Genomic DNA, 25,367 nt, shown 5'->3' with positions numbered 1-25,367 from the left:
GGGGGGGCCGGCCCCCCCCCGGTTTTTTTTCACATCTGTTCACCACCCAATCCCCGGTACGCCCCCGGGTACTGCCCCGCCCCCCCGGCGGGCGGGGGCCGGCCGGCCCCCCCCCCCGCCGCTCGGGGCCAGAGCTCTGTCGGGTCGGGGGCAGAGCCCCGTCGGGTCGGTCAGAGCCCCGTCGGGTCGGTGTCGCAGGTGGCGCGGCGCCGGCCGATCGTGACCAGGGCCGCCCAGAGGGCGTCGGCCTCCCCGCGGCGAACCTCGTGGATCGCTCCGTCCAGGGGTTCGGCGCCCGGGCCCAACGGCCCATCCGGCTCCCCGGCGTCCCTGCGGAGGATGATCCCGGTGGGCGGATCCAGGGCACGCAGCTCCCGCAGCAGACGGTAGCGGGCGAGATCGGCCTCGGGGTGGGGCAGGTGGCGGGTGATCACCGCGATGTCGGGCAGCAGCACACGGGCCTGGGCCAGGGCGACGCGGGGCTCGTAGGCGTGGGCGACGATGCGGAAGTGCGGGCTGGAGTGGACGCGGGCGCGCACCGATTCCAACTCGGCGCCCTCGGGCAGGCCTGCGATCAGCACGGTCATCATCGAAGCCATTGTCCCTCCATCCGGCCGCCCGTGCCTCGCCGTGGCGGCAGCGGAGGTGGAGGCGGCGGCCCCGCCTGGTCGAGTCCGCCGGCGGCGGACGCCCCGCAGCCGCTCACCGCGCTCCCTCCGCGCTCTCTCCCGCGCTCGCCGCGCTCCCTCCGCACTCTCCCGCGATCTCCCCCCGCTCCCTCCGCACTCTCCCGCGCTCTCCCCCGCGGCCGAAGGTAGCCGTCGACGGTCCCTGACAGCCGGCGGGGGGGCGACTCCGGCGGCCCCGCGCGGACGCGGCCCGGGGCGCGGCGCCCTGGAGGAGGGTGGCGGAGATCCCCCCGAGGGCCTTGCCCGGCAGTCTCACGTCACCGTCGAGGAGCGGTCGTCGAAGACGACCAGGTCGGCTCCAGCGAGCCGCCGCTCCCCACCCGGCGCGGCGGCCCGGGCCCGCGGTGACCTGCGCGCACCCGAGCATGTACCAGGACGAGACGGCCACCGGCTGGCCGCACACCGCCTCAGTCCACGAGCACTCCCGCCTCAGTCCACCATCACCCCCGGCTCAGTCCACCAGCACTCCCGGGTTGAGGATGCCGTGCGGGTCGAGGGCGCCCTTGGCGGCGCGCAGCGCGAGCGCGAAGGGCTCGGGCCGCTGGCGGTCGTAGCCCGGCCGGTGGTCGCGGCCGACGGCGTGATGGTGGGTGATGGTGGCCCGGTGGCGGTGGAGCACCTCGCCCACCACCGCCTTCAGCTCGTCCCAGAAGGCGACCTCGTCCCCCGGGCGGCCCGCGGCGAGCACGGTGAAGTAGGGCGCCGCACCGTCCGGATAAACGTGCGTGAGACGGCAGTTGACGGTGGCCGGGTGGCCCGAGATCTTGATCGCCGCTTCGTTGACGGTGCTGCGGACGTCTTCGACGAGGGCGGGGACACGGTCCCAGGTGGCCGCCGTCTCGAAGGTCTCCGCGACGGCGCCCATCCGCGCCAGGCCGTCCCGCAGATAGGGCATCCGCAGGAACGCCGACCGCCACGCGTTCACCGCCCCGTCGGCGGGGGCGCCGTCCGTACCGGCCTCGGACGGCTCGCGTCGGCCCCCGTGGGAGCGGGCCAGGTCGACGGCCTGCGCGAGCCGGGCGTCGACCGGGGCGTCGGCGGACTCGAAGCCCAGGACGAGGACGGCCGAGCCGTCCCGCGCGGCACCGGCCAGCGCGGCCTCGCCGGAGTCGAGCAGCCGGCAGTTGGCGGGGGCGAGGTCGGACTGCGCGAGGGCGCGGACCGCCCCCAGCGCGGCGCCGAAGTCGTCGAAGGCGAGCGAGGCGGACGCCTTGTGGACCGGGCGGGCCTGGAGCCGTACCCACGCCTCGGTGATGATGCCGAGCGCGCCCTCCGAGCCGAGGAACATCCGGTCCGGCGAGGGACCCGCGCCCGAGGCGGGGAGCCGCCACGACTCCGCGGTGCCGGCCGGGGTGACCACCCGCAGCGACTGGACGAAGTCGTCGATGTGGGTGCGGCCGGTGGCGTAGTGGCCGCCGGCCCTGGTCGCGAGCCAGCCGCCGAGGGTGGAGAACTCGAAGCTCTGCGGGAAGTGCCGGAGCGTCAGGCCGTGCGGACGCAGCTGGTTCTCCAGGCTCGGTCCGAGCGTCCCCGCCTGGATGCGGGCGGCCCTGCCTTCCGAGTCGACCTCCAGCACCCGGTCCATCCTGGTCAGGTCGAGGGAGAGCACCGCGCGATGGCGGTCGCCCCGGTACTCGACCCCGCCCACCACCGACGACCCGCCGCCGAAGGGCACGACGGCGATCCGGTGTTCGCCGGCCCAGTCGAGGAGGTCGGCCACCTCCCGCTCCTCCGTCGGGAAGGCGACCAGGTCGGGGATCCGGCCCGGACGGCCGCGCAGGGCGCGCGCGATGTCCCGGTACGCCTTGCCCATCGCATGGGCAGCGCGGTCGCCCGGATCGGTGCTGATCAGCCGCGCCAGGCTCGCAGGGGGCTGGACGGCGGGTGCCCCGATGCCCAGATCGGCGATGCGGGGTACGGGAAGCGGGCGGGCCAGGGTTCCGGGCAGCAGCGCGCCCATCGCCGCGCACTCGGCGTCGTCGGGGTGGGCGCTCTCCCACCCCCAGCCCCACCAGGACCGGAGGGGGGTGGACGGGATCGGCTGCGTCGTCGTGCCGGACATGGGCGCTCCAGAGGCCGCGAGTGAATTTACCAAGGGGTAAATTACTTACTGATAATATCCGCGCATGGCAACCCCTCGTTCGAAGGCCGGCACCAAGGGCGTCCCACGGCACCTGCGCCGCCAGCAGATGCTGGAAGCAGCCACGGAGGAGTTCGGAAGCCGCGGCTACGCCGCCGCCTCCCTGGCCGCCGTCGCGGAGCGCGTCGGGGTCACCAAGACGCTGCTGCACCAGTACTTCGGCACCAAGGAGGACCTGTACGTCGCCTGCCTGACGCCCGTCGGGGACATCCTGCTCGACACGATCCGCACCGCCATGGGAGAGGAGGGGACGACCCCGCACACGCCCCTGCGGGTGCTCCGCGGCATCTTCGTCGCGCTGGAGGGCCGCCGGGAGGCGTGGTTCGTCCTCTACGACCGCTCCCTGCCGCCCGGCGGTGAGGCCGCCCGGGCGGCGGCGGTCTACTGGGCGGCCATCGACGCGCTCGCGGCCGACGGCACCACCGAACTGCTGCGCGCCGCCGGATCCACCGACCCCATGGACGCCGACGCGCTCCGCCACGTCTGGACGGACCTGGTCGGCACCCTCGTCCGATGGTGGGTCACGCATCCCGAGGAGACCCCGGAGGCCATGACCCGGCGCTGCGCCCGCCTCTTCACCGTCGCGGCCGCACTCGCGGTCGACCCCGCGCCCCCGAGCTGACCGGAGTTCCGGACGGGGGGGAAGACCGGCTGACCAGGTAGCCGGGGACCAGACGGCCGGGGGACCAGACAGGCGGGGGACCAAACGGCTGGCGGGTCAGACGGCCCGCGGACCAGACGGCCGGCGGACCGCAAGGACGGTCTTCCGTGAGCCCGACGACCGAATGACCCACCGGTCACATGCCGGTGACGTCCCTGGCCCGCTGGATCGCCGAGTCGAGCGCGGACACCGCACCGTCGCGCCGCCTCGCGCGCGCCGCCCGCTCCTCCGGAACCAAACGTTCGGCGGTCCGTACGGCGTAGGCGTCCGGGTCGCCGAAGGCGGCCCGCGGGTGCTCACCCGTCTCCGCGCAGTGCGTCGTCACCTCCTTGACCGCCCGGAGCACGACCTCCCGGTCCACGCCCGGCTGCATGGCGAGCCGTACCTGGAAACGCGCCATCCACTTCTCGCGGTCCTTCTCTCCCGCCGCGTCCGTCGTCCGGTCCTTCTTCGCCACGTGTGCTCTCCTGTGTGATCGACGGCCGTCCGTCATCAAGGGGGACGTCGAGGCGCTCCGGTGGGTTGCCCGAGCGGGCCGCCTTCCGGCCGGCGACAGCACTCTGCCCTGGCCAAGAGTCCAGAGTCCCAAAGAGGCCAGAGGCCCAGAGGCCCGCAGGCCCAAAGGTCCTACGGACCCTCACCCCTCCGCCGGCAGTCCCGTCGTGCGCAGCCGAGCCGCCGTCTGCTCCGAAGTCACGCGGGGCACTGGGTCGCCAACGCCGACAGGAAGCCTTCCCAGGCGTCGGGGAGTCCCGCGTCCACGGCCGACCGGTAGGCGTCGCAGGCCTCCTGCGACCGTCCCTGTGTCAGGAGCAGGGCGCCAAGGGCGGCGTGCGCCTCCGTGTCCCCGGCCTTGCAGCCGCGGAGGTAGGCGCGTTCGGCGGCGGCCGTGTCACCCCGCTCCTCATGTACGCGCCCCAGAGCGGTCCAGGCGTCGGAGGCGCCGAGAGCCTCGGCCCGGAGCACGGCTCGCCGAGATCCGTCCCGGTCCCCCACTCGCTCCCGCATGCGGGACAGCGCGGCCCATGCCGCGGGGGAGCCTCGGTCTGCGGCCAGGTCGGCGGCACGCTCCGCGCCCTCGGCGTCCCCGGAGCATTCCCGGCCACGCGCCAGCGTGATCCAGGCCTCCACGTCACCGGCGCGGGCCGCCTCCGCCGCGGCGTGGGCCGCCCCCGCGGCACGGCCGCGCTCCGCACGGGCCTCGGCCAGCGCGGTCCAGGCCTCCGGGTCGCCGGTGCGGGCCGCCTGCGCGGCGGCCTCCTCCGCGGCGACGCCGTCGCCGTCCGCATCGGCGAGCAGGGCCAGTTCGCGCCAGGCCGCGCCGGCGCCCAGGGCGGCCGCTTCACGATGGGCGGCGGCCGCCCCCGACACGTCACCGGCAGCGTGTCGCAGTCGAGCGAGCAGCGACCAAGCCTCGGGATCTCCCACGTCCGCGCCGCCGGTGGCCGCCACCACGGCCGCCGTAGGGTCACCGAGCGACCAGTGCAGCCGCACCAGACGCGCCCAGGCCGCGGAGACGCCCGCGTCGGCCGCCCGGGTGGCGTGCTCGACCGCCCCGGCGAGGTCGCCGGCCCGTTGGGCGACCTGCGCGAGGCCCAGGTGCCCCCACCCGTCGCCGACCCCCACCGCCTGCTCGAACGCCTCGGCCGCCGCCGGGCCGTGGGCCGCGCGCATCCGGCCGAGCGTCCGCCAGGCCAGCGCCTGCCCCGCAGCCGCCGCCTGGGCAGCGACGGCGTCCGCGGCGGCCGGGTCCCCCTCCTCCTCGTGGATCCGGGCCATGGCCGACCAGGCCCACGCATCGCCGGCCTCGGCCGCACGCCGGTAGGCGTCGTAGGCGGCCGAGCCGTCCCCGTCGAACTCCCGCCTTACGGCGAGGGCCGCCCAGGCAAGGGGGTCCGACGCAGCCGTCTCCTCGGCGGCGGCCCGCCCGTCGACGGTCTCCCGCAGTACGGCCAAGACGGCCCGGGCCCGGCTGTGGCCCTGCTCGACGGCGCTCTCGTACAGCTCGGCGGCGCAGCCGTAGCGGCGCCGCTGCTCGGCGGCGCTTCCGAGGGCGTAGAGGTCGTCGGCGGTCCTGGCATGGGCCGCCCCGGTCCAGAATCCGGCCGGCGGTGCCCGATGCGCTCTGACCCGGCGGATGTGCTGCTCGAGGTAGTCGTCCGGGCGGTAGCTGTCGGGGTCGCCGACGTCCCGCGCGTGCCGTTCCGCGATCAGCGGCACCGGACCGCCCGCCGCGGTGGTCAGCGCGCTGATGGCCGCCGGGAACCACTCCTTGCCCGCGGTCGCGCGGGCGTTCGAGTCCATGAATCCCGCCGCGGCCTCCTTCAGCAGTCGGGCCGGCACGGCGTTCGTGTGGCCGAGCCTGCGCGCTTCGACGGCCGCCGTCAGCACGGCGTGCTCGGGCGCGGTGAACCACTGGTCGGGACCCATCTCCCAGCGGCGTACCAACTCCGGTCCGCCGGTGAGGTGTTGCAGCACACGATTGCCGGGTCCCGCGGCCCGTACGGCTGCGGCCAGGCGCGGGTCACGGGCCGCTGCCGCGGCGACGGCCGGGGAATCACCGGACAGCGTGTCCGGCACCGTGATCATCGCGTGGCGACCTGTCAACAACGCCCTGGTGTGCGGGGAATCATCCCCGCCGTCCCTTCGGTTCGCCGTCAGTCGCCTCAGGTGTTCCGGCCACATGGTGCCCACGACGGCGAGCGGTGCGACCCGGTCGAGCAGTCGGCCAAGCGCCTTGGCGGCCCGCTCACCCGGGGCGCCGTTCAGATAGCGCTGGGTCTCGTCGAGCCACAGTACGGTGCGCGGGTCGATGTGCGACGCCTCGATCCACGCGGCCAGTTCGTCCGCGTCGGCCGGGTGCACCACGGGCCAGTCGGGCAGGACGGCTGCCACCGCCTCGTACACGGCACGGGTCTTGCCGCTCGCGGAACGGCCCACCAGCAGGACGAACGCCGCGTCGTTCGTCGCCGCCGTGCGGGCCAGCCGCTGCCGCAGGGTCTCGTCATGCGGGCGCGGGAGGTACTCCGTCAACGGCGGGTCGACGGTCTCGTCCGGCCCCGGCGCGGGGTGAACTCCCAGGCGTACGGGTTCCCATTGGGCGGCGGTGCGGTGTCGGGCCCGGCTGTCAGACATGCGTCCTGGACACGCTTCGGCCGAGGTGCTCGACGGCTCGATCCACGGTGTCGAAGATGGAGAACGCGTTGATCAGCCCCGTCACCCGGAAGATCTTCAGGACGGTCCGCTTCTGCAGGACCAGCGCCAGCCCGCCGTCGTGGGCGCGGGTCCGCTTCAGGACACTGACAAGCACGCCCAGACCGGTGGAGCTGAGGTAGTCGAGGGCCGTCAGGTCCACCACCAGGTAGAACCTGCCGTGGTTCACCAGGTCGGCGAGCAGCTGACGCGTGGGCGGCACCGCGAATCCGTCCAACTCGTCGTACCCGATACTGACCAGGGTGATGTCCTCGGTCAGGTGCTCGTACGTGTGGTCCCCTGACGGGATGACGCCCCGCTCGAGTGGGCCTCGCTCGCGGGCCGCCTCCTCCCGGGCCGCGCGTCGCTCGCGGGCCGCCTCCGTCGCCGCGCGTCGCTCGCGGGCCCGTTCCTCGATGGCCGCGCGTCTCTGCTCGACGCTCTGTTCCGCGTAGTCCCGGCGCAGCGTGCCGACCGCGCTCGCCACGGTGTCATGGATGCGGAAGACCCTGGTCAGGCGGGTCTTGGACAATGCGGCGCGCACGCGTTCGCCGGTGACGACCAGCGAGAGCGTTCCCCCTTCGAAGTGCACCCGCTTCAGGCCACCGACCAGCACGCCCAGGCCGCTGGCGTCGACGGCGTCCACCCCGCTGAGGTCGACGACCACGATCAGCCGCCCCTCGTCGGCCAACCGTGCCAGCAGCGGCCTCAGTTCACTTGCAGTGCCGGAGTCGAGCGCGCCTCCCCGGCCGTCGTCGGCGACCCGCACGACAGTGATGCCGTCGGGCTGGTCCTCGTACGACAACTCCAGCTGCACCAGGCCCCCTTCGTCTCCGGCGCTTCGGATCTTATCGGCCCTGCGGGCTACTCAGGCGTGAGCGCGGTGCGGGCCGCGTCCAGGAACGCCTCCTGTGCCACGGGGTGTCGGGTTCCGGAGGCAGCGGCGGCGAGGGAGTTCCGCAGCGTCTCCGCCGCCGTCGTCACGGAGTTCGGGCCTTCCAGGCGTATGACGTTGAGGGCCTCCCCCACCGCGTCCAGGGCAGCGTCGTACTCCTGCCGCCGTGGCGACTCGTCCGCCGTTCCGATGGCGCTCTGCCAGGCGGTCGAGGCCAGTCGGGCGCTGTCGGCGCGGCTCAGGTACGTCACGTACGCCGCCCGTCGCACCGCCCGCTGGTTCGCCAGCGTCTGTTCGGTGAGCGTCCGGTGGGCCACGTCGAGCTGGGCGGTGGCCTGGAGTCGGCCCGCGTCCCAGGCGGCGGCCGCCTGTTGCCGGCCGGCCTCCCAGGCGGCGGCCGCCTGCCGCTCCCCCGCCGCCCAGGCGGCCGCGGCCTGGCGCTTGGCGGCGGCGAGGGTGAACACCCCCGTCAGCGCGCCTCCGGCGATCGCGGCCCCCGCGGCGACGAGAGCCGTCATCACTGCCTCGTCCATGTCAGGCGCCCAGCGCCGCAAGGACGACGGACCTGGCCTCCTCCTGGACCTGGCGCAGATGGTCCTGTCCGAGGAAGGACTCCCCGTAGATCTTGTAGACGTCCTCGGTGCCCGAAGGCCGGGCAGCGAACCAGGCGTTGGCGGTGGCGACCTTGATGCCGCCGAGCGCTGCGCCGTTGCCGGGCGCCTCGGTGAGGACCGTGGTGACCGGGTCGCCGGCGAGGGTGTCCGCGGTGACCTGGCCCGGGGACAGCTTGGCGAGCAGCGCCTTCTCCTCGCGGGAGGCGGGGGCGTCGACGCGTGCGTAGGCCGGGGCGCCGAAGCGGTCGGTGAGCCGGGCGTAGTGCTGTGACGGGGTCTTGCCCGTGACCGCCGTGATCTCCGAGGCGAGCAGGGCCAGGACGATGCCGTCCTTGTCGGTCGTCCACACCGAGCCGTCACGGCGCAGGAAGGATGCCCCCGCCGACTCCTCTCCGCCGAAGCCGAGCGTGCCGTCGGACAGTCCGTCCACGAACCACTTGAATCCGACGGGGACTTCGACCAGTCGACGGCCGACGTCCGCCGCGACCCGGTCGATCATGCTCGACGACACCAGGGTCTTGCCGATCCCGGCGCCCGCGGGCCACTGCTCCCGGTGTGAGAACAGGTACGAGATCGCCACGGCCAGATAGTGGTTGGGGTTCATCAGGCCCGCGTCCGGCGTGACGATGCCGTGCCGGTCGGCGTCCGCGTCGTTGCCGGTGGCGATGTCGTAGCGGTCGCGCTGCCCGATGAGCGAGGCCATGGCGTACGGCGAGGAGCAGTCCATGCGGATCCTGCCGTCCCAGTCGAGCGTCATGAAGCGCCAGGTGGGATCGGTCAGCGGGTTGACCACCGTCAGGTCGAGCGCGTGCTGCTCGGCGATGCGGCCCCAGTAGGCGACCGAGGCGCCGCCCAGCGGATCGGCGCCGATGCGCACCCCGGCGGCCCGGATCGCCTCCAGGTCCAGCACGTTCGGCAGGTCAGCGACGTAGGTTCCGAGGAAGTCGTGGCGGCCGGTGCCGGGTGCGGTCAGCGCGCGGCTGTACGGGATGCGCCGTACGTCCTTCAGGCCGCCGGCGATGATCTCGTTGGCCCGGTCCTGGATCCAGGAGGTCGCCTGGGAACCGGCCGGCCCGCCGCTCGGCGGGTTGTACTTGAAGCCGCCGTCGGCGGGCGGGTTGTGCGAGGGGGTGACCACGACGCCGTCGGCGAGACCCGAGGTGCGGTTCCGGTTGTGGGTGAGGATGGCGAGCGACACCGCCGGGGTGGGCGTGTAGCCGTCGGCCGCGTCGATGAGGACGTTCACGTCGTTGGCCGCGAACACCTCCAGCGCTGTGATCCGGGCGGGCTCGGACAGGGCGTGGGTGTCGGCGCCGAGGAAGAGGGGACCGTCGGTGCCCCGCGTGTCGCGGTACTCGCAGATGGCTTGGCTGGTGGCGGCGATGTGGTCCTCGTTGAACGCCGCGGCGAGGGATGAGCCGCGATGTCCCGAGGTGCCGAACGCCACCCGCTGCCCCGGTTCGGCCGGGTCGGGGCGCAGTGCGTAGTACGCCGTGACCAGGCGGGCCACGTCGATCAGGTCTTCGGGCCCGGCGACCTGCCCTGCTCGCTCGTGCTGCATCTCCCGCTCCTCCACAAGGGTAGACCGTTGTGCGCGGCCCTCATTCTCCCCTGCCGGCCCGCCGTGTCACACGATTCCCACCGACAGCGGCCTGCCGCTCGGACGTGGACGGCGGAACTCCGTCCCGCGACGCCAGCGGCTCGATCGGCCTGCCCGTCGACCTGGCATTCGAGCCGTGACGGCGCGGACGGGGTACCGCTTCCCTCGCTCGGACTGCGGAACCATACTGGTCGGGTCCTGATCGCCCACCGAACGGTTCCATGGCCAAGAACAGCACCTCATCGACCACTGTCCCCGACACCGCCTGGCTCGGGCGTGGGCGTCACCTCGGGCCCGAGCCCGAGCGGGACGTCCGGCGCAACCTGCTCGCTCTCAAGGCGGCCCGGGTGATCGACGACTTCCTGGACCTCGACCCCGTCGAGGCGGCGCGTTCCACCGATCTGTACCCGCGGGACGCGTCCGCCGACCCCGGCCCGTCCGCCCGCCGCCTCTTCGAGGCCCGCTGGCGCGTGGCCGACGGCCTCACGGTGCGCGCCCAGCTGACCACCTACGAGCCCGAGTCCCGCCGTGCGAAGAGCGAGGGTGTCCCCTGGGTCCTCGCCGCCGAGGCCGAGCGGGCGTGGGAGGCGAGCTGGCCCTCGCCGGCCACCGTGTTCTGGCCCGACAGCGACCATGTCGCCTGGGACCACGAGACGGTGCCGGACGTGCGCCTGCGGTCGGCGAACCGCCTGCCGAAGGACGACGACGAGTTGCGCCGCCTGCTGCGGGCCTGCACCCGGCAGAGCTGGTGCATCCATGTCGTGGTGCACGAGGCGATGACGCCGGACGCCCTGGGGCGCCGGCCGATCACGGCGTTCCTGCCGCCGAGCCTGCGGCACCGGGTGGTCGAGCACCGGGCCACGCCGGATCAGGCGCTGATCGCCGACTTCGTGATGAAGCGTGAGCTGGGGGTGGGGATACCGCGCGGCGGCGCCGTGATCCTGCCCCCGACACCGCAGGCCGTCGCCTACGACGCGGAGCGCTTCACCGTACCCAATGTCTTTCTGGACGGCACGGAACCCACCAGACTCCTGGACAAGATCAAGGAGTTCGCCTCTCTGCCCCAGCCGATGCCGGCCGAAGCCGAGCAGGTCCTGACCCGGCTGCGCGAAGGCTGGCACCTGCTCACCGCCGACGAGGAACTGGCCCACGCACGGGCCATGGTCACCCGGTACGCCAAGGCACTCGAAGCCATGACGGCGTCCTGCGACCTGTACCGGGAGGCCGCCGAGTCGGCGCTCGACGCCCTCGCCGAGGCGAACAGCGGCGACGGCACTCCTCGGGCGGCATCACCGACGACGGCCAAGGACGACGCCTCCCCCTGGAAGGCCCTGACGAAGACACTCGGCCGCTTCCGGGGCCCGAACCCCCAAGAGCCGGAGACGGAGGTCCAGCAGCGACCGCACGGGCCGTGAGACGTAGGCGACCGCACAGGCCGTGAGACGTACGAGGGAGGAGCGCCGCGGATCGGGCGGGGACGGCAGGCTCGTCTCCGGCGCGGTCAGGTCCGCGGTACGACGGCGGTCAGGTCCGCGGTACGACGGCGGTCAGGTCCGCGGTGCGACGGCGGTCAGGTCCGCAGGACGGCGGCGGTCAGGTCCGCGGTACGGCCGCGTTCGGGAGCGCTCGGGCGGCCGCGCCCGCGAGGGCGGCGCGGCCGCCCGGCCCGGACCCGGACGGACCCGACCAGCCCGGACCCAAACGGACCCGACCAGTCCACCGGGCGGACAGCGCCGTTCCCACGCAGGGGCGGCGCGTCAGGGCACCGGCGGCGGGGGCGGGGATCCTTCCAGGAAGCGGGTGACCTCCTGCCCGAGGGCGTACGGGGCGGTTCTCGCGGTGGTGTCGATCCCCAGGCAGTCCGCCACCTCGCGGAGGTGGAGCCGGCAGGTGGCCTCAAGCGCCCGTGCCCAGGCGTCCGAAGCAGCGCGGGTACGGCGCCGTGCGGTGATCGCGAGGCCCGCCGCGAGCGGCAGGGCGGGCCACCACCACACGAGGAGCGGCAGGTACAGCAGGGCCCAGCCGCCGAGCGTCGTGGCCCGGGCGAGATCGCTGCGTACGGTGGTGAGCTGGGCGCGTTCGCCGTCGGGGACCAGCAGCCACAGGTAGGGCCAGCACACGGCGATGTCGAGCCCCAGGTCGCGTTCCAGGCGGACGGCCGACGCGTTCAGCCGGTCGCCGCTCCAGGTGGGTCGGTCCGGATACTCCTCGGCGACGCCTCGCATGGACCGGAGCGCCTTCAGTCGGGGTTCGGGGTCGTGCGGCTGGCCGGCCACGGCGGCCGCTGCCGCCGCCTGCCGGAGGCGGTGCCATTCCCGGGCCGCGGTCTTCCACTCCTCCCTGCGGCCGTCGACGCGTCCGGTGACCCAGCGGCGCGGCCATGCGGGCAGTCTTCGCCACTCCGCCGCCAGTGCGAGGCGTTCGAGCACGGTGCCCAGTCCCTGGGCGGCCATGCCGGCCACGGCAGCGCCCGCGAGCAGACCGAGGACGAGCACGGTCGCCCCGCCGACGCCGTCCGCCGCCTTCGACTTGGCCAGGGAGTCGAGCCAGGACACCAGCCGGTGCAGGTCCAGGGCGTGACCGTGGCCCAGCTCTCGGGCCGCAGCGGCCACGGCCAGGTAGAGCGCGCCGGGCAGCACCAGGAGGGAGAACCAGCGTTCGGCCAGCTTCTTCCCCAGTTCCGACGCGAAGGCCGTCAGCATCGCTACAGCTTCCTGCGCCGTAGCGGCGCCTCGGAGAGGGCGCACTGCGGCGCCGGGCCCGGGCCGTCGGGGAGCCAGTAGCGGGAGCAGCGCTCCGTGGGGCAGAGATAGAGCGACTCCCCCGGCACCGAGGACTCGATCCCGGTCGCCGTGGAGGGATCGCGGACCCCACGCAGGGCGCCGTAGAGGCCCTGGGGGTCTCCTGATGCCTGGAGCGCGGCGTCCAGTTCGTCGAGCGCGGCCACCGGGTCCGCTCCGGTGCGCAGGGCGTCGAGCGCGCGGTCGAGCGGGTCCGCGTTGCCGACCCGGGAGACCAGGAACGGCCGGTAGCGCTCGCCCCGCTCGCACACGGCAGTTGTCGCGGCCTTGGTCATCGCATGGCGGACAGTGGCGGATTGCGGCACTTTACCCCCTGTGTACGGCACCTGTGTACGGCATTCGTTTTATGGTGAGATTATGGGGCAAGTCCATTGCTGTGTCTGTACGTTGTATCCATCAGGGCGGGGTGGCATGCACGGGGAATCGAAGGACGGGCTGCGGGAGGAACTCCTTTCCGCGGTGATGGGCGAACTGCGCGTGATCGAAGAGACCGACGATCTGTCGGGGCTGCTCCGACCGGAGACCGAAGAGAACGTGGCCAGGCTGGAGTCCTGGCTCGACGAGAACGACTACGCCGATCTGACCGTGGGCCTCGTCCTCGGGTGGATGACCTGGTACAGGTCGCACCTCGACCCGGCCGGGGCCCGCGAGCCCCGGATCCGTCGCGCCCTCGAACTCCTCATCAACTGCTACGAGAACGGCGTCACCCCGCTGCCCGGGCCTCTGCTCCCCTACCTCGCCAACGGCGCCGAGCCCGTGGCCGTCGACCAGCTGCGACGCGCCCTGGCCCTCGACGAGCCCGGACTGCTCGACCACACGGTGACGCTGTGGCAGCGCATCCTCGACGACACCCCGGCCGATTCCCCCGCCCGCGCCTGGCGGCTGTCCAACCTGGCGGGCGCGCTGAACACCCGCGCCGTGCGCGCCGGCTCCGGCGCCGACGTCACGGACCTGGACTCCGCGATCGAACTGCTCACGGCCGCTGTCGCGGCCCGCGACGGCGCGACCCCCGGACCGAGCGACCTCGCCAACCTGGGTCAGGTCCTGCTGACCCGGTACCGCCTCCGCGAGACGCGTAGCGACCTGGACGAGGCCATCGTGAAGACCCGCCGAGCGGCGGCCCTGTCACCCGACTCGCCCACGTTCCTGGTCCTGCTGGCCGGCGCGCTACGGGAACGGTTCGCCGCGGCCGCCGACCCCTCGGACCTCACCGATGCCCTGGCCTGCCTGCGCACCGCCGACCGGATCGCACCGCCGGACCACCCCGAACGGGGCAAGATCCACGCGGGCCTGGGTGCGGCGCTCCGTGACCTGGCCGCGCGGACGCACCGCACCGCCGACCTGGGCGAGGCCGTGGCTCAGTACGACCTGGCCATCGGCCACACCCCAGAAGGCCACGCGGACCGGGAGGGGTACGCCGCCCTGCGGGCCGAGGCCCAGGCAGAGCTGGACCGCGCGGACGACGCACGGGACATCCTGCGGCGCATGACCGAGAAGATGCCGCCCGTGCCCGGGCCTGTACCGGGGCAGGAGTCCGACGATCCTGCGAGCACCCTCATGGGGCTGGGCGGACTGTGCCGGCTGCGCAGCCAGGCCGACGACGGTCCGGAGGCGGCCCATTGGCTGGAGATGGCCATCTCCTACTACCGGGCCGCGCTGGCCACGGCGGAACCCGACCACCCGAAACGGGCCGACATGCTCTCGCTCCTCGGCACCGCCCTCGCCGCACGGGGTCTCTCCGGCGCTCCTGTGCCTCCGGAGGGCAACACGGAGACGAACGGGGTGTCGTGAGGGACGACCGCTCCCGGCAGAGCACGCCCGCGGACGACGACGCGCCGGACGGGCCCGGCAGGCCCGGCAGGCCCGGAGGAGCGAGGGGAGCCGACGCGCCGGACGCGCCCGGCGGACCCGGCGGACCCGGCGGACCCGGCGGACCCGGCGGACCCGGCGGACCGGCCCTGCCCGGCGCAACCCGACGGCCGGACGACTTCGACGAGGCCGTGGCCCTCCTGGAAGAGTCCGTCCGCCTCTCCGCCCCCGACGACCCCGGACTCGCCGGCCGCCTCACGCTCCTGAGTTCCGCCCTGCGCCGCCGCTACCAGGCCCACCGCGACCTGAGCGATCTGAACGACGCCATCGCACGCTGTGAGGAGGCACTGCTCCGCCCGGTGAAGGACGAGTCCGAACGCACCGAGCTGAAGATCTCACTCGGCAGCCTGCTGGAGTCGCGCGCCTTCAGGAGCGGCGACGCGGAGGACGCCGCGGCCTCCGTGGCCGCCTACGAATCGGCCTCGGCGCACTGCCCCGTCGGCAGCCCGGAGCACGGGCGGCTGCTCTTCGGCCTCGGCACCGCCCTGCTGACGCGCTACGAGTGCACGGGCAGCGTCCAGGACATGGACAGCGCCATCGAACGGCTCGCGCAGGCCGTGGGCCACCAACCGGGCGGCGGCGCCGAGCACGCGGAGCGTCTGGCGCGGCTCTCCTGGGCGCTGCGGCTGCGCTACGGCCGTACGGAGGAGCGAGCGGACCTGGAGGCCGCCCTCGGGTACGCGTACACCGCCTTCACGGTGACCCCGCCCGACCATCCCGACCGTCCCGATCGCGCGAGCGATCTGGGCGGAGCCATGTGCGACTTCCACCAGCGCACCGGGCAGCCGGACTTCCTCGAGACCGGCATCGGCCTGCTGGAGCAGGCCGCGGCGGCCGGAGCGGACCGGACCGTCTCCCTCCACCGCCTCGGAGCCGCCCTGCACCGCCGCTACGACACCCAGGGCCTGCCGGCCGATCTGGACCGGGCGGTCGCCGCGCTGACCGCGGCCGTCCAGGCGGCGGACCCGGGCAGCATGAGCCTGCTCGCGTCGTTGTCCGGACTGGCAACCGCCCTCCACGCGCGGGCCCTACGCCCCGGGGCCGTGTCCGCGGCCGCCGACCTCGACCGGGCGGCCGGCTACCTGGAGACGGTCCTGGCCGCGATGCCCGCGGGCCGTCCCGCCACGGGCACCTCGGCGTCGAGCCTGGCCTCGGTCCTCAGCGACCGGCACGCCCGCGGCGGTGCGGCGGACGACAGGGCCAAGGCGATCCTCTGGGGCGTCAGGGCGTGGGAGGAGGAGGGAGCGGACGCGGACGTCCGGATCACCGCCGCGTTCGTCGTCGCCCGGATGCTGGCCGCCGAAGACCCCGACCGCGCGGCCGACCTGGCCGAGGCGGCCATCGGTCTGCTGCCGCAGCTCGCCTCCTTGTACGCGTACCGGGCGGACCGCCAGGCCATGGTGGCGCGCCTGGGCGGATCGACCGGCACGGCGGCGGCTCTCGTGCTCGGCGCCCGGCGCGGAACCGCCCGGCAGCGCGCGGAGCGCGCCTTCCTCGCACTGGAATCGGGACGGTCGGTGCTGCTCGGCCACGCCCTCGGCACCCGCGGCGACCTGGCGGAGCTCTCTCGGACCGAGTCGGACCTGGTCAGGCGTTTCAAGGAGGTGCGGGACCAGGTCGAGAACCCGGTGCCCGACGGGTTTCCTCCCGTGGGGGATTCGGAGATCGCGGCCGAGGCCGGCTGGAGGGCGCGCACCGCCGGGGAACAGCGACGCCGTGCCGCGGAGCTCGCCGATCTCACGCAGCAGGTCAAAGCCCGCCTGGGGGGCTTCGGGAAGCCGCCGACGCTCGACGAAGCGTGCGCCGAGGCCGCCGAGGGCGCCGTCGTGATGCTGAACGTGAGCGCGCTGCGCAGCGACGCGCTGCTGCTGACCCGGGAGGACATCACGTCCGTGCGACTCGCGGCCCTGACCCCGGAGTCCGTCACGGAACAGGTGTCCGCCTTCCGCGAGGCCGTGGACACGGTGGCCACGACCGAGGACTTCGAAGTGCTCGCGACGGCGCAGGACGTCATGGCCACGGTGCTGGAATGGCTGTGGGACGGTGTGGCCGAACCCGTGTTGACGGCGCTGGGGCACACGGAGCAGCCCGGTGACGACGAGCCGTGGCCGCGGCTGTGGTGGGCGCCGGGCGGAGTGCTGGGGATGCTGCCGCTGCACGCCGCCGGACACCGCACCGGTCCGGCGGGCCGTCGGGTGCTGGACCGTGTGATCAGCTCGTACACCCCCACGCTGCGCGCGCTGCGCCACGCCCGCGAGCAGGCCCGGCGGCAGGGGACCGGGCCCGTCGCGCACCATGCGCTGCTGGTGGCCATGCCCCTCACGCCCGGGCTGCCGGGGGACGGCCCGCTCTCCCAGGCTCTGGAGGAAGTCGCCCGGGTTCGGGACCATTTCAGCGAGGTCACCTTTCTGTGCACCCCGGAGGTCGGCACCGATCCGCCCGCGGACGGCGCGGCCGTCCGCTCCGAGGTGCTTTCCAGACTCCCCGGCATCACGGTCGCCCATTTCGCCTGCCACGGCACCACGGACACCACCGATCCCTCGCAGAGCAGGCTCCTCCTGCACGACCATCAGCACAGCCCCCTGACCGTCCAGGACCTGCTGCCCGCCGAGCTGAGCAGCGCCCGGCTGGCGTACCTGTCGGCGTGCGGCAGCGCTTCGGCGACGGTCGGCGGCGGTCTCAGGGACGAGGCCATCCACCTCGCGTCCGCCTTCCAGCTCGTCGGCTTTCCCCATGTGATCGGCTCGCTGTGGGACATCCACGACCCCACGGCCGCGACGGTCGCCGACGCCTTCTACGCGGCCCTGCGCAACGGCTCCGCTCCCCTCGACACGGACCGGGCCGCGTGGGCGCTGCACCGGGCGGTACGAGGCTTGCGGGACGGTACGGACCTCCCCGGCCCCTACGACCGCACCCGCAACCCGTACCTCTGGGCGTCGTACCTGCACACAGGTGCCTGAGGGGTCGTTCCTTGGGGGTCACCCCCAACGTGGCGGGGACGATCACGCCGGAGGAAGCATCGCCACGCGGACGATCACGCCGCAGGAAGCGTCGCCGCGCGGACGATCACGTCTCAGGACGCATCGCCTCACGGACGATCACGCCGCAGGAAGCGTCGCCTACGTTCGCGGTGTTCCCAGCAGCGGCGTGCGTACCGGTGCGGCCAGGCCGACGAAGACCACGAGCTCGTGTCCCCCGGGGTTGGTCTGCAGAGGAATCGTCTGCCAGTTGTTGGTGAGCCAGACGTTGCCCGAGGGGTCGATCTGCACGGCGGTGTTGCGGGCGAGCCCGTCGCTGGTGTAGCCGGTGGCGGCCGGGGAGATGGGGTCTCCGGTGCGGTGGCCGGACGGGCAGTTCTCCGGCCGGGCGCCGCACAGGTGGGCGACGCGCTGCCCGCCGAAGTTCGAGACCCAGACGTTGTCGTCGCCGTCGACGGCGATGCCCCACGGCAGGAACAGACCGCCGCGCTCGTACGGGCGGCGCGGCGTGGTGCCGTCGGGGCGAATCAGGGTCACAGAGGCTTCGGCGGCTCCGTCCCTCGGGTCGAGGGCGCCGCCTTCGGGGGGCAGGACTCCCGTGCCCCCGCAGGGGATGTCGACGAGTCCCGAGTTGGCCACCCACACGTTGCCCACGCTGTCCGAGGCCGTGCCCATGGGCGCGGAGATGCCGCCCCCGCTGACGTACCCGAGCGGGTCGCCCTGAGGTGAGAGCCGCAGCACGTTGTCGGAGCCGTTGCCGGTCACCGAGGCCCGGCCCCGGGTGTCGATCGCGACCGAGAAGGGCTTGACCAGACCACCGGACGGTGAGGCGATGTTGCGGGCGTGGTCGGGGCGTCCGTGCGGGACCCGGGTCACGCTGCGGTTGCCGCAGTTCGCGATCCAGATGGTGCCGCGCCGGTCCGACACCGTTCCCTGCGGCTGCATGATGTCTCCGTACCGCCACCCGGTGGGCGGCGACAGCGGCATTCCGTCGCGCCGGAACTGGGAGACGCTGCGGTACAGCGGGTCGGGGTCGAGCGGGCAGCCGGCGCCCTGGAAGCCGAAGTTGCCCACCCAGACGTTCCCCTTCGGGTCGAGGGTGATTCCGTAACCCGCCCCGTAGAGGCCGCCGCCCCGGTAGGGGGAGCCGGGTGCGTTCTCTCCGGTCGGCGTCAGCTTGACGACGTAGTCGCCGCCGCAGGTGGGCTCCGTGGGATCGGGGTCGTAGATGTAGTTGTTGGCGACCCAGGCGTTGCCGTGGGCGTCGAAGGCGATGTTGCCCGGACCGTCGAGGGTCCGGCCGTCGGCGTCGTACCGGAGGGCGAGCGTCCAAGCGTCGGGTGCGGCGGTCAGGGCGGGCGTGTACGGCCGTTCCCGAAGCGACAGACGGTACAGCCCGCCCACGTGGCGGCCGGGGTTGTGCGCGATGTCGAGCGCGGCCCGGAAGGTGTTGTCCGGCCGCTCCCCGCCGGCTGGGCGGGCCAGGTGGAAGAGTTCCTCGCACGTCTTGCCGGCCACGCATCCGGCGAGTGTGTTGGCCAGCGAGTTGAAGGCGCGCAGGGTCGAGGTCTCGCTGCCGTTGGGCGGCGAGGCGAGCACGGCAGCGACCTTGCCGGTCGTGACGTCGGCCAGATTCCGCGCGGTGGCGGCGGCGTTCTGCAGGCCGGGGTACGTGCCGGCGATGTCGCGGCCGTCGGTGAACTGCGCCATGGCGTACGCGGCCGCCACGGTGGTCCGCTCGTTGACCACGACCCGCTGCGGTGTCCGGCGGGTCCCGTCGAGGACGGCCGCCAACCGGACCGGCTTGTGGCGGCCGCCCGCGTCGGCCAGCAGATAGAGGACCGCCTTGCGCTCCCGGGGCTGCCGGTACGAGAGGGTGAACCGCCCCTCGGCGTCGCTCCTGGCCCGGCCGAGGACGGTGGCGGGCGCTCCCCGCTCCTGCCCTGCCTGGTAGAGGACGACCTCGGCCCGTGACACGGCCGAGTCGCCGCTGCGGACCGTGCCGTCCTGCCGCACGGTGCCGTCCTGCCGTACCTTGCCGTCCTGCCGTACCGCACCGGCCGGAGACGCCGTATCCGGCTCTGCGGCTCCGGCGGCGGGTACCGCGGCAAGCGCAGCGCTGATCAACAGCAGGACAGAGCGGTTCATGAGCATGCGCCGGATGCTGGCACACCGGGCGTGACGGGGCCGCGCAGGGCGAGGTCGAGATCACCGGAATGCTGCTGCGGCACCACTCGACCGGCCCCGTCCGTGACGGGCACGCATGGCCTGCCCGGCCTCACCGTCCCGAGCGGGCCGTGGTGTGCTGCCGGTCCGTCACGGCGCCGTCGTCGAGAACTGCGGGGATGCCTGCCGGTGGGCGGCTTCCAGGACGGCGAGGAGGACTTCCTTGCTTGACTCACGGAGGCGGACGTCGCACATCACCACCGGAACCGCAGGGTCCAGGTCGAGCGCGGAGCGCACCTCGTCCGTGGTCCAGGCCCGTTCTCCGTTGAAGCAGTTCACACCGATCGCGAAGGGGATGCCGCGTTCCTCGAAGAAGTCGATCGAGCCGAAGGAGGCTTCCAAGCGGCGGGTGTCGGCGAGGACGAGCGCGCCCAGGGTGCCGTGCGCGATCTCGTCCCACATGAACCAGAAGCGTTCCTGGCCCGGTGTGCCGAAGAGGTACAGCACCAGTTCCGGACTGATCGTGATCCGGCCGAAGTCCATGGCGACCGTGGTGGACGTCTTGCCTTCCACGCCGTCGAGACTGTCGATGTTCTGGCCCGCCTGAGTGAGTCGTTCCTCGGTCTCCAACGGCGCGATCTCACTCACCGAACCCACCATCGTTGTCTTGCCGACACCGAATCCACCCGCGACGAGGATCTTCACGGCCGTGGGGAGAAGGATCTGTTCAGAGCTGGCGGATGCCATCGATAACCCTTTCGATGAGTTCCACGCTCGGTCTGTCGGACTGTGAGGGTGGCGCCTGCACGATGATCTTCTCGTCTCCGAGGAGATCACCGCAGAGGACTTTGACGACGCTTACGGGGAGATCCAGATGGGCGGCGATCTCCGCGATCGCTATGGCCCGGTGGCCGCACAGCTCCAGGATCTGCGCAGCCTCCGGCGTCAAGTGGGGATGGTCGACGTCCGGCGATCGCGTGACCACCAGTGTGATCAGCGTGAAGTGATAGTGATTGTGTCGGGTACGACCACCAGTGATGGTGTAGGGCCGGAGATGGCGTCCGGCAATCGCCCCGTCGAGCTCGCGCGGCTCAGGCATCCTGGCTGTGTGCGACGGTGTGGTGGCCTGGAATGCGCGGCGCGGCACTCAGATACGCTCCGACCTGCTTGACCATGGTCCCCATCTCATAGGCCATCATGCCCGCGTCCACCTCCTGCGAGGCGAGGGCCGCCAGACGCGCCCCCTGACCGGCAGCGGTGATGAACAGGAACGCGTGCTCCATCTGAATGACGGTCTGCTGGACCGCGCCGCCGCGGAAGTACTGCGCCGTTCCCCGGGCGAGGCTGTGCATGCCGGACGCCAGGGCCGAAAGGCGCTCGGCGTCGTCCCGGCCCAGGTCGTGCGACTTCCCTATGAGGAGACCGTCTCCTGACAGCACGATGGCGCAGCGTATCTCCGGGATACGGCCCACGAGATCGTCGAGGACCCAGTCCAGCTGCCTGCTGGTGGCCACTTCAGTCATTGCATTCCTTCGCAGTTCGTTGGGTCCCATGGTCAGTTCGCCCGTCCACCGTCGTGACGTGGTGCGCTGTGGGTTCCGGTGGCCTGGTCCATCCCGCGCCGGATGGCGGCGATGATGCGGGCCGACGCCTCGGGCGACGGCGGGCCTCCGCCCTCGTTGTCGAGACGGGTGCCGGCCTCCGCCGCCTCACGGCGCAGCTGTACGGCAAGACTGGACCCGCGGGTGCGCTGGGGCAGCGTGGTGGGTTGCCCGAGGTTCTGCCGGTCGCCGCCCGGCGTTCCGTACGGGCTCTCGGCAGCGGTGGGCGTCGACCGGACCGGTGTGTCGGCCATGGGACGGCCGGTGGGCGTCGGCGGGACGGGTACGTCGGCCGTGGGGCGGCCGGTGGGCATCGGCGGGACGGGGGCGTCGACGACGGGGCGGACGGCGGGCGCCCGGCGGGCGACGGGGGCGGCTCGGGGAGGCTCGGGGCTCGCCGGGCGCTGGTGCGCGTCGACGGACTCGGTGCTGTCCGCCTGGTGCGGCGAGACGAGTCCGGCACCACCGTACGTGGGGAATCCGCTGTAGTCCGGGACGCGGCTGTGCGTCTCGCGCGGAGGCGCGGCGGGGGCTGCGCCGATGTCCCGGGCGTCGGCGACGAGGTCGTGCTCGTCGCGGCCGCCGGGCACGCCGACGAGGCCGGGCGGCCCGTCCAACGGCTGTATGTACGGCGTCGGCTCGGGAAGGGCGGAGGCCGCGGACCCGAAGGAGGGGGCGACCCCGGGCTGCGGGACCGTGCCGGCGTTGACCGCGTTGACGGAGACCTGGGCTGCGGCCCTCAGCTGGTCCATGACCGGGGAGCCGAGTTCCTCGAGCATGTGGACCGGCAGGAACACGATGGCGAGGGTGCCGCCGTAGACCGAGGGGCGCAGTTCGACCCGGATCTGGTGGCGCTGGGCCAGGCGGGCGACCACGAAGTGCCCGAGGCGGGGGTCGGCGCCGAGCGCGGCCATGTCGGGCTTCTGCGGATGGGCCAGGACGTGGTTGGCATGGGCGAGCTGCTCCGCCGGGATGCCGAGGCCGTGGTCCTCGACGTGCAGGGCCACGCCTTCGGCGACATGCAGCGCGCTGACGACGACCTGGGTGTAGGGCGGGGAGAAGTTGGTGGCGTTCTCGACGAGTTCGGCGAGCAGGTGGGTGACGTCGGCGACGGCCCGGCCGGCCAGCGCTATCCGCTTCGTCGCCGGAAGGTTCTCGACCTTGACGCGGGTGTAGTGCTCGGTCTCGGCGACGGCGCTGCGCATCACGTCGGTGATGGTCACCGGTTCGGTCATCCGGCGGCTGGGCGGCGTGTCGCCGAGGATCACCAGGTTCTCGGCGTGCCGCCGCACACGCGTGGCGAGGTGGTCCACCTTGAAGATGTCTTTGAGGAGATCGGAGTCGCCGTGCTTGCGCTCCAGGTCGTCCAGGAGCGCGATGAGGCGGTGGATCAGGGTCTGTGTGCGTCGCGTCAGCTGGCCGAGCACCTTCTCGGCGCCCGCGTGCCCTCGGGACTGGCTGAGGATGGTGTCGATGGCCGTGTGGCGGAGTGACTCGATCGCGGATCCGAGGAGCTGGAGTTCCCCGGCGGCCAGGAGCGGCGGCGTCTGCGGGAAGGGGGCGAGCGGTTCCCCGCGCTCGGACTTGGCCAGTGCCTGGGGCCACTGGCGGGCCATCTCCTCGGTACGGCGCTGGAGTTCGGCCACCGCGTCCAGGGTGGACCGACGGGCCCTGAGCCCCAGGACCGCGCCGGCCGTGAGGAGGGCCGCGGTGAGTGTCGTTCCGGCGATCAGGCCGATGAGCAGACCCGTGGCGCGGTCGGAGGCCGCGTCGGCCAGCTCGTCCAGCGAGGCGGCGGCGGCCTTCTGCAGGTCGGTGACGAGGGTCGCGGCGTCGTCGCTCCAGGCCTTCGTCGAGGAGGGCAGCTGGGTCGACGGCGCCGCGATGACGGCGTCCTCGATGGAGGCGATCGAGGAGGACTGCGGGGCGGCGGCGATCTGTGTGTATCGGGCGCGGGCGTCGGCGGGCAGGTCGTCCACCGCCAGCGAGGCCCGTATCTCCCGCTGGGCGCCCACGGAGTGGCTGAACCGCTGGTGTGCGGCGGTGGAGATGCCGCCCTGAGGGAGGCCGGCGGACAGCAGGGCGTCCTCGCGCGACAGCATCTCGACGAGCCGGACCAGGGTGGCGGTGGCGTTGCCTCCCTGGGAGAGCGGCCCGTCCTCGCTGCGTACCGCGGCGCCGATGAGGTCGGTACCGCTCTGGATGACACCGGTGAGGTGTCCGAAGGCGTCGGCCGAGGACATGGTGCGGGCGTCGATCGCCTCGCGTCGGCCCGCCAGCGTGTCCAGGGAGGTCGCAAGGCGTCGCGCCGGCTCGCCGAGCGAGCCGTCCACGGTGGACAGGGAGGACCGGAGCTCCACGACCGCGGCGTCGGTCTTCGCGCGGGCCTGGTCCAGGGCGCTGCGCGCCGCGGCCGAGCGGCTCGTCTGCCACAGGGCCGTGAGGCGCCGCTCCTGCTGCAGGCCGGACACCACGTTCAGAGTCCTGCCGCCGGTCGTGGCGGTGCGCTCCGCGTCGTCCTGGAGCTGGATCTGCTCGCCCGCAAGACCGGCGGCCGTGTAGCCCCAGAGGCCGGTGAGGGCGATGGCGGGTGCGACGATCGGCATGATCAGCTGCGTGCGGAGAGACCTGCGCGGGACAAGCCGGTGGCGCGCCTTCGGGTCGCTAGTGCCTGACATCTGAATGGAATCCTCGCAGCGAGCTGACGACAGTGAAGATGATGCTCAGCGGTCCTGATCGGCTGCGGCGTGGCGCCTTGACGCAGGAGCACCACGGCAGTGATCAAGGCGCACCGTATCAGGAGTCCGTACTACCGGTACGCCTCGCCCACCGGCATCGCACCCGGTCAACAGACACATGGGGCAAGCGAGTTGATGAGCGACGGCACCGATCGAATCCGGTCACAGCAGCGCGAGCAACTTCGGTGTGTAGAGGTCACCGATCGTGGCGGTGCCGGCGACCATGTCGAAGTAGACGGAGGTGAGTTCGGGATCCTGACGGATCGCGCGGAGCAACGCCAGTCGCTGAGGGTGCTGTTCGGCAAGACGGCCCACGGCCAGGGTCGCCTCGTAGCCGGGCAGCAGGGCGGTGTCCCTGTCCTTCTCGTACTGCGCGAGGGCCTCGTCGAGAATGGCCGGATCACCGTCGAGCCGTCCGGCGACGTGCTGGGCCAGCATCTCCGCCTGCCGGAAGGCGTCGCTGATGCCGCGCGCGGTGATGGAGTCCTTGTGGTGTCCCGCGTCGCCCACCAGGGCCCATCCCGGGCCCGCCGCCTGCCGGAAGTAGTTCTGCTGGTCGCCGGTGCCGCGCAGGCGCTCCACCTGGGTGGCTCCCTGCAGTCTTTCGTACAGGGCGGGAGCGGTCTCCCGTACCTGCTGCAGGTGGTGGTGCTCCGCGTCGGCGCGGATCTCCTCGAAGCGGGACTGGGGGAAGTAGGTCAGCACCAGGGTGGCCTGGTGGGTCGCGACGGCGGCGACCCAGCGGTCGGGGGCCTCGTAGAGCTCGAGGTCGGCCGGCATGTCCTGCCAGTACGAGTAGTACGCACACGTCAGCCGGGGGTGCTCGACGGTGGTCGGGGCACCGGCGAGGGCGGCGACGGTGGAGCGCATGCCGTCCGCACCGACGACCAGTCGCGCGTGCTCGCGGAAGGCCTTCCCGCCGTGTGTGCCTTCTACTCCGACGACCCGGCCCGTGGTGTCGTGCAGCAGCCCCGTCACACGGCAGCCCAGCCGAATCTCGGCGCCGGCCTCGGCCGCGGCCTCGGCCAGCAGCGGGTCCAGGATGTGGCGGCGGGGCGCGTAGGCGGCCCGTTGTCCGTCCACGCCTCGCCCGCAGCCCTCAAGGCGGATGCCGGCGACCTCGTAGCCCACGCGCTCCAGAGGGGGGCAGCCGGTGGCCTTCAACTCGTCCAGCAGGCCCCACCGGGCCAAAGCCGCCACCCCCGGTTGGTGGATGAGGTGCGTGGAGAGGGTGTCTGAGGGAAACGTGGCGCGGTCGAGGACCAGGACACGGTGGCCCGCCCGGGCGAGCTGGAGGGCGGTGGCGGAGCCGGCGACGCGCGCGCCGACCACGATGACGTCGAGCATGTGGGTGCTGCCTCATAGGGATGGTGGGTTGAACCGCGCCGTTGCCGGCCCCTCCCCCGGGAGGCCGGCCCGCGCG

Annotated in this window: 19 protein-coding genes and 1 pseudogene; 4 read left to right on the top strand and 16 right to left on the bottom strand. The window is 73.2% G+C overall.

Annotated features, from left to right (window positions below):
• Positions 1 to 170: 170 nt before the first annotated feature.
• The gene (locus ACFQ79_RS04030) at positions 171 to 590 is read right to left on the bottom strand and encodes a hypothetical protein (RefSeq protein WP_383579238.1); all 420 of its coding nucleotides are present in this window, start codon (positions 588 to 590) and stop codon (positions 171 to 173) included.
• Positions 591 to 1,140: 550 nt separating this feature from the next.
• Positions 1,141 to 2,751: an FAD-binding oxidoreductase gene (locus ACFQ79_RS04025; protein WP_383579237.1), complete on the bottom strand. Its 1,611-nt coding sequence runs from the start codon at positions 2,749 to 2,751 to the stop codon at positions 1,141 to 1,143.
• A gap of 64 nt (positions 2,752 to 2,815) precedes the next feature.
• On the opposite strand from ACFQ79_RS04025, the gene ACFQ79_RS04020 reads away from it, so the two are divergent.
• Positions 2,816 to 3,451, top strand: coding sequence for a TetR/AcrR family transcriptional regulator (locus tag ACFQ79_RS04020; protein WP_383579236.1), 636 nt, complete (start codon positions 2,816 to 2,818; stop codon positions 3,449 to 3,451).
• A gap of 175 nt (positions 3,452 to 3,626) precedes the next feature.
• Here the strand turns inward: ACFQ79_RS04020 and ACFQ79_RS04015 are convergent, their stop codons facing one another.
• From ACFQ79_RS04015 to pgm, 6 genes and pseudogenes are all read right to left on the bottom strand, one after another.
• Positions 3,627 to 3,947: a hypothetical protein gene (locus ACFQ79_RS04015; RefSeq protein ID WP_383579235.1), complete on the bottom strand. Its 321-nt coding sequence runs from the start codon at positions 3,945 to 3,947 to the stop codon at positions 3,627 to 3,629.
• Between the two features lie 236 nt (positions 3,948 to 4,183).
• Entirely contained in the window at positions 4,184 to 6,625 is a 2,442-nt protein-coding gene (locus ACFQ79_RS04010) for a hypothetical protein (protein ID WP_383579234.1), read from the bottom strand.
• Positions 6,618 to 6,992, bottom strand: a complete 375-nt coding sequence (locus ACFQ79_RS04005; RefSeq protein ID WP_383579263.1) for an STAS domain-containing protein — start codon at positions 6,990 to 6,992, stop codon at positions 6,618 to 6,620. The genes ACFQ79_RS04010 and ACFQ79_RS04005 overlap by 8 nt, the downstream gene beginning before the upstream one ends.
• 162 nt (positions 6,993 to 7,154) lie before the next feature.
• A pseudogene (locus ACFQ79_RS04000) lies at positions 7,155 to 7,493 on the bottom strand (STAS domain-containing protein); the annotation flags it as partial.
• Positions 7,494 to 7,546: 53 nt separating this feature from the next.
• Positions 7,547 to 8,110: a hypothetical protein gene (locus ACFQ79_RS03995; RefSeq protein WP_383579233.1), complete on the bottom strand. Its 564-nt coding sequence runs from the start codon at positions 8,108 to 8,110 to the stop codon at positions 7,547 to 7,549.
• Position 8,111: 1 nt separating this feature from the next.
• The gene (gene pgm, locus ACFQ79_RS03990) at positions 8,112 to 9,752 is read right to left on the bottom strand and encodes a phosphoglucomutase (alpha-D-glucose-1,6-bisphosphate-dependent) (protein ID WP_383579232.1); all 1,641 of its coding nucleotides are present in this window, start codon (positions 9,750 to 9,752) and stop codon (positions 8,112 to 8,114) included.
• Between the two features lie 260 nt (positions 9,753 to 10,012).
• Between pgm and ACFQ79_RS03985 the strand changes: the two genes are divergently transcribed.
• On the top strand, positions 10,013 to 11,206 hold the full coding sequence (locus ACFQ79_RS03985) for a hypothetical protein (RefSeq protein WP_383579231.1): 1,194 nt from the start codon (positions 10,013 to 10,015) through the stop codon (positions 11,204 to 11,206).
• Between the two features lie 342 nt (positions 11,207 to 11,548).
• On the opposite strand, the gene ACFQ79_RS03980 is transcribed toward ACFQ79_RS03985, so the two are convergent.
• Both ACFQ79_RS03980 and ACFQ79_RS03975 read right to left on the bottom strand, forming a co-directional pair.
• Complete coding sequence (locus ACFQ79_RS03980; protein ID WP_383579230.1) at positions 11,549 to 12,493, bottom strand: hypothetical protein; 945 nt, start codon at positions 12,491 to 12,493, stop codon at positions 11,549 to 11,551.
• Positions 12,494 to 12,495: 2 nt separating this feature from the next.
• Positions 12,496 to 12,867, bottom strand: a complete 372-nt coding sequence (locus tag ACFQ79_RS03975) for a hypothetical protein (RefSeq protein WP_383579229.1) — start codon at positions 12,865 to 12,867, stop codon at positions 12,496 to 12,498.
• A 136-nt stretch (positions 12,868 to 13,003) separates the two neighbouring features.
• On the opposite strand from ACFQ79_RS03975, the gene ACFQ79_RS03970 reads away from it, so the two are divergent.
• Both ACFQ79_RS03970 and ACFQ79_RS03965 read left to right on the top strand, forming a co-directional pair.
• Entirely contained in the window at positions 13,004 to 14,383 is a 1,380-nt protein-coding gene (locus ACFQ79_RS03970) for a hypothetical protein (protein ID WP_383579228.1), read from the top strand.
• Entirely contained in the window at positions 14,380 to 17,421 is a 3,042-nt protein-coding gene (locus tag ACFQ79_RS03965) for a CHAT domain-containing protein (protein WP_383579227.1), read from the top strand. The genes ACFQ79_RS03970 and ACFQ79_RS03965 overlap by 4 nt, the downstream gene beginning before the upstream one ends.
• Positions 17,422 to 17,580: 159 nt before the next feature.
• Here ACFQ79_RS03965 and ACFQ79_RS03960 read toward each other — a convergent pair whose 3' ends face one another.
• From ACFQ79_RS03960 to ACFQ79_RS03935, 6 genes are all read right to left on the bottom strand, one after another.
• Positions 17,581 to 19,593 (bottom strand): hypothetical protein, encoded by a 2,013-nt coding sequence (locus tag ACFQ79_RS03960; protein WP_383579226.1) that lies wholly within the window; start codon positions 19,591 to 19,593, stop codon positions 17,581 to 17,583.
• A 162-nt stretch (positions 19,594 to 19,755) separates the two neighbouring features.
• On the bottom strand, positions 19,756 to 20,352 hold the full coding sequence (locus ACFQ79_RS03955; RefSeq protein ID WP_383579225.1) for an ATP/GTP-binding protein: 597 nt from the start codon (positions 20,350 to 20,352) through the stop codon (positions 19,756 to 19,758).
• The gene (locus ACFQ79_RS03950; RefSeq protein ID WP_383579224.1) at positions 20,333 to 20,704 is read right to left on the bottom strand and encodes a DUF742 domain-containing protein; all 372 of its coding nucleotides are present in this window, start codon (positions 20,702 to 20,704) and stop codon (positions 20,333 to 20,335) included. The genes ACFQ79_RS03955 and ACFQ79_RS03950 overlap by 20 nt, the downstream gene beginning before the upstream one ends.
• Positions 20,697 to 21,128, bottom strand: coding sequence for a roadblock/LC7 domain-containing protein (locus ACFQ79_RS03945; protein ID WP_187620541.1), 432 nt, complete (start codon positions 21,126 to 21,128; stop codon positions 20,697 to 20,699). The genes ACFQ79_RS03950 and ACFQ79_RS03945 overlap by 8 nt, the downstream gene beginning before the upstream one ends.
• 32 nt (positions 21,129 to 21,160) lie before the next feature.
• Complete coding sequence (locus tag ACFQ79_RS03940) at positions 21,161 to 23,884, bottom strand: nitrate- and nitrite sensing domain-containing protein (RefSeq protein WP_383579223.1); 2,724 nt, start codon at positions 23,882 to 23,884, stop codon at positions 21,161 to 21,163.
• 222 nt (positions 23,885 to 24,106) lie between these two features.
• Positions 24,107 to 25,291 carry an FAD-dependent oxidoreductase gene (locus ACFQ79_RS03935; RefSeq protein ID WP_383579222.1) on the bottom strand — a complete coding sequence of 395 codons (1,185 nt, stop codon included), beginning with the start codon at positions 25,289 to 25,291 and terminating at the stop codon, positions 24,107 to 24,109.
• Positions 25,292 to 25,367: the final 76 nt, after the last annotated feature.

It is taken from the genome of Streptomyces sp. NPDC056480 (genome assembly GCF_042795405.1).
Classification (GTDB): Bacteria; Actinomycetota; Actinomycetes; order Streptomycetales; family Streptomycetaceae; genus Streptomyces.
The sequence above is the reverse complement of the archived record's forward strand: the minus strand, read 5'-3'. Positions and strand labels throughout refer to the sequence as shown.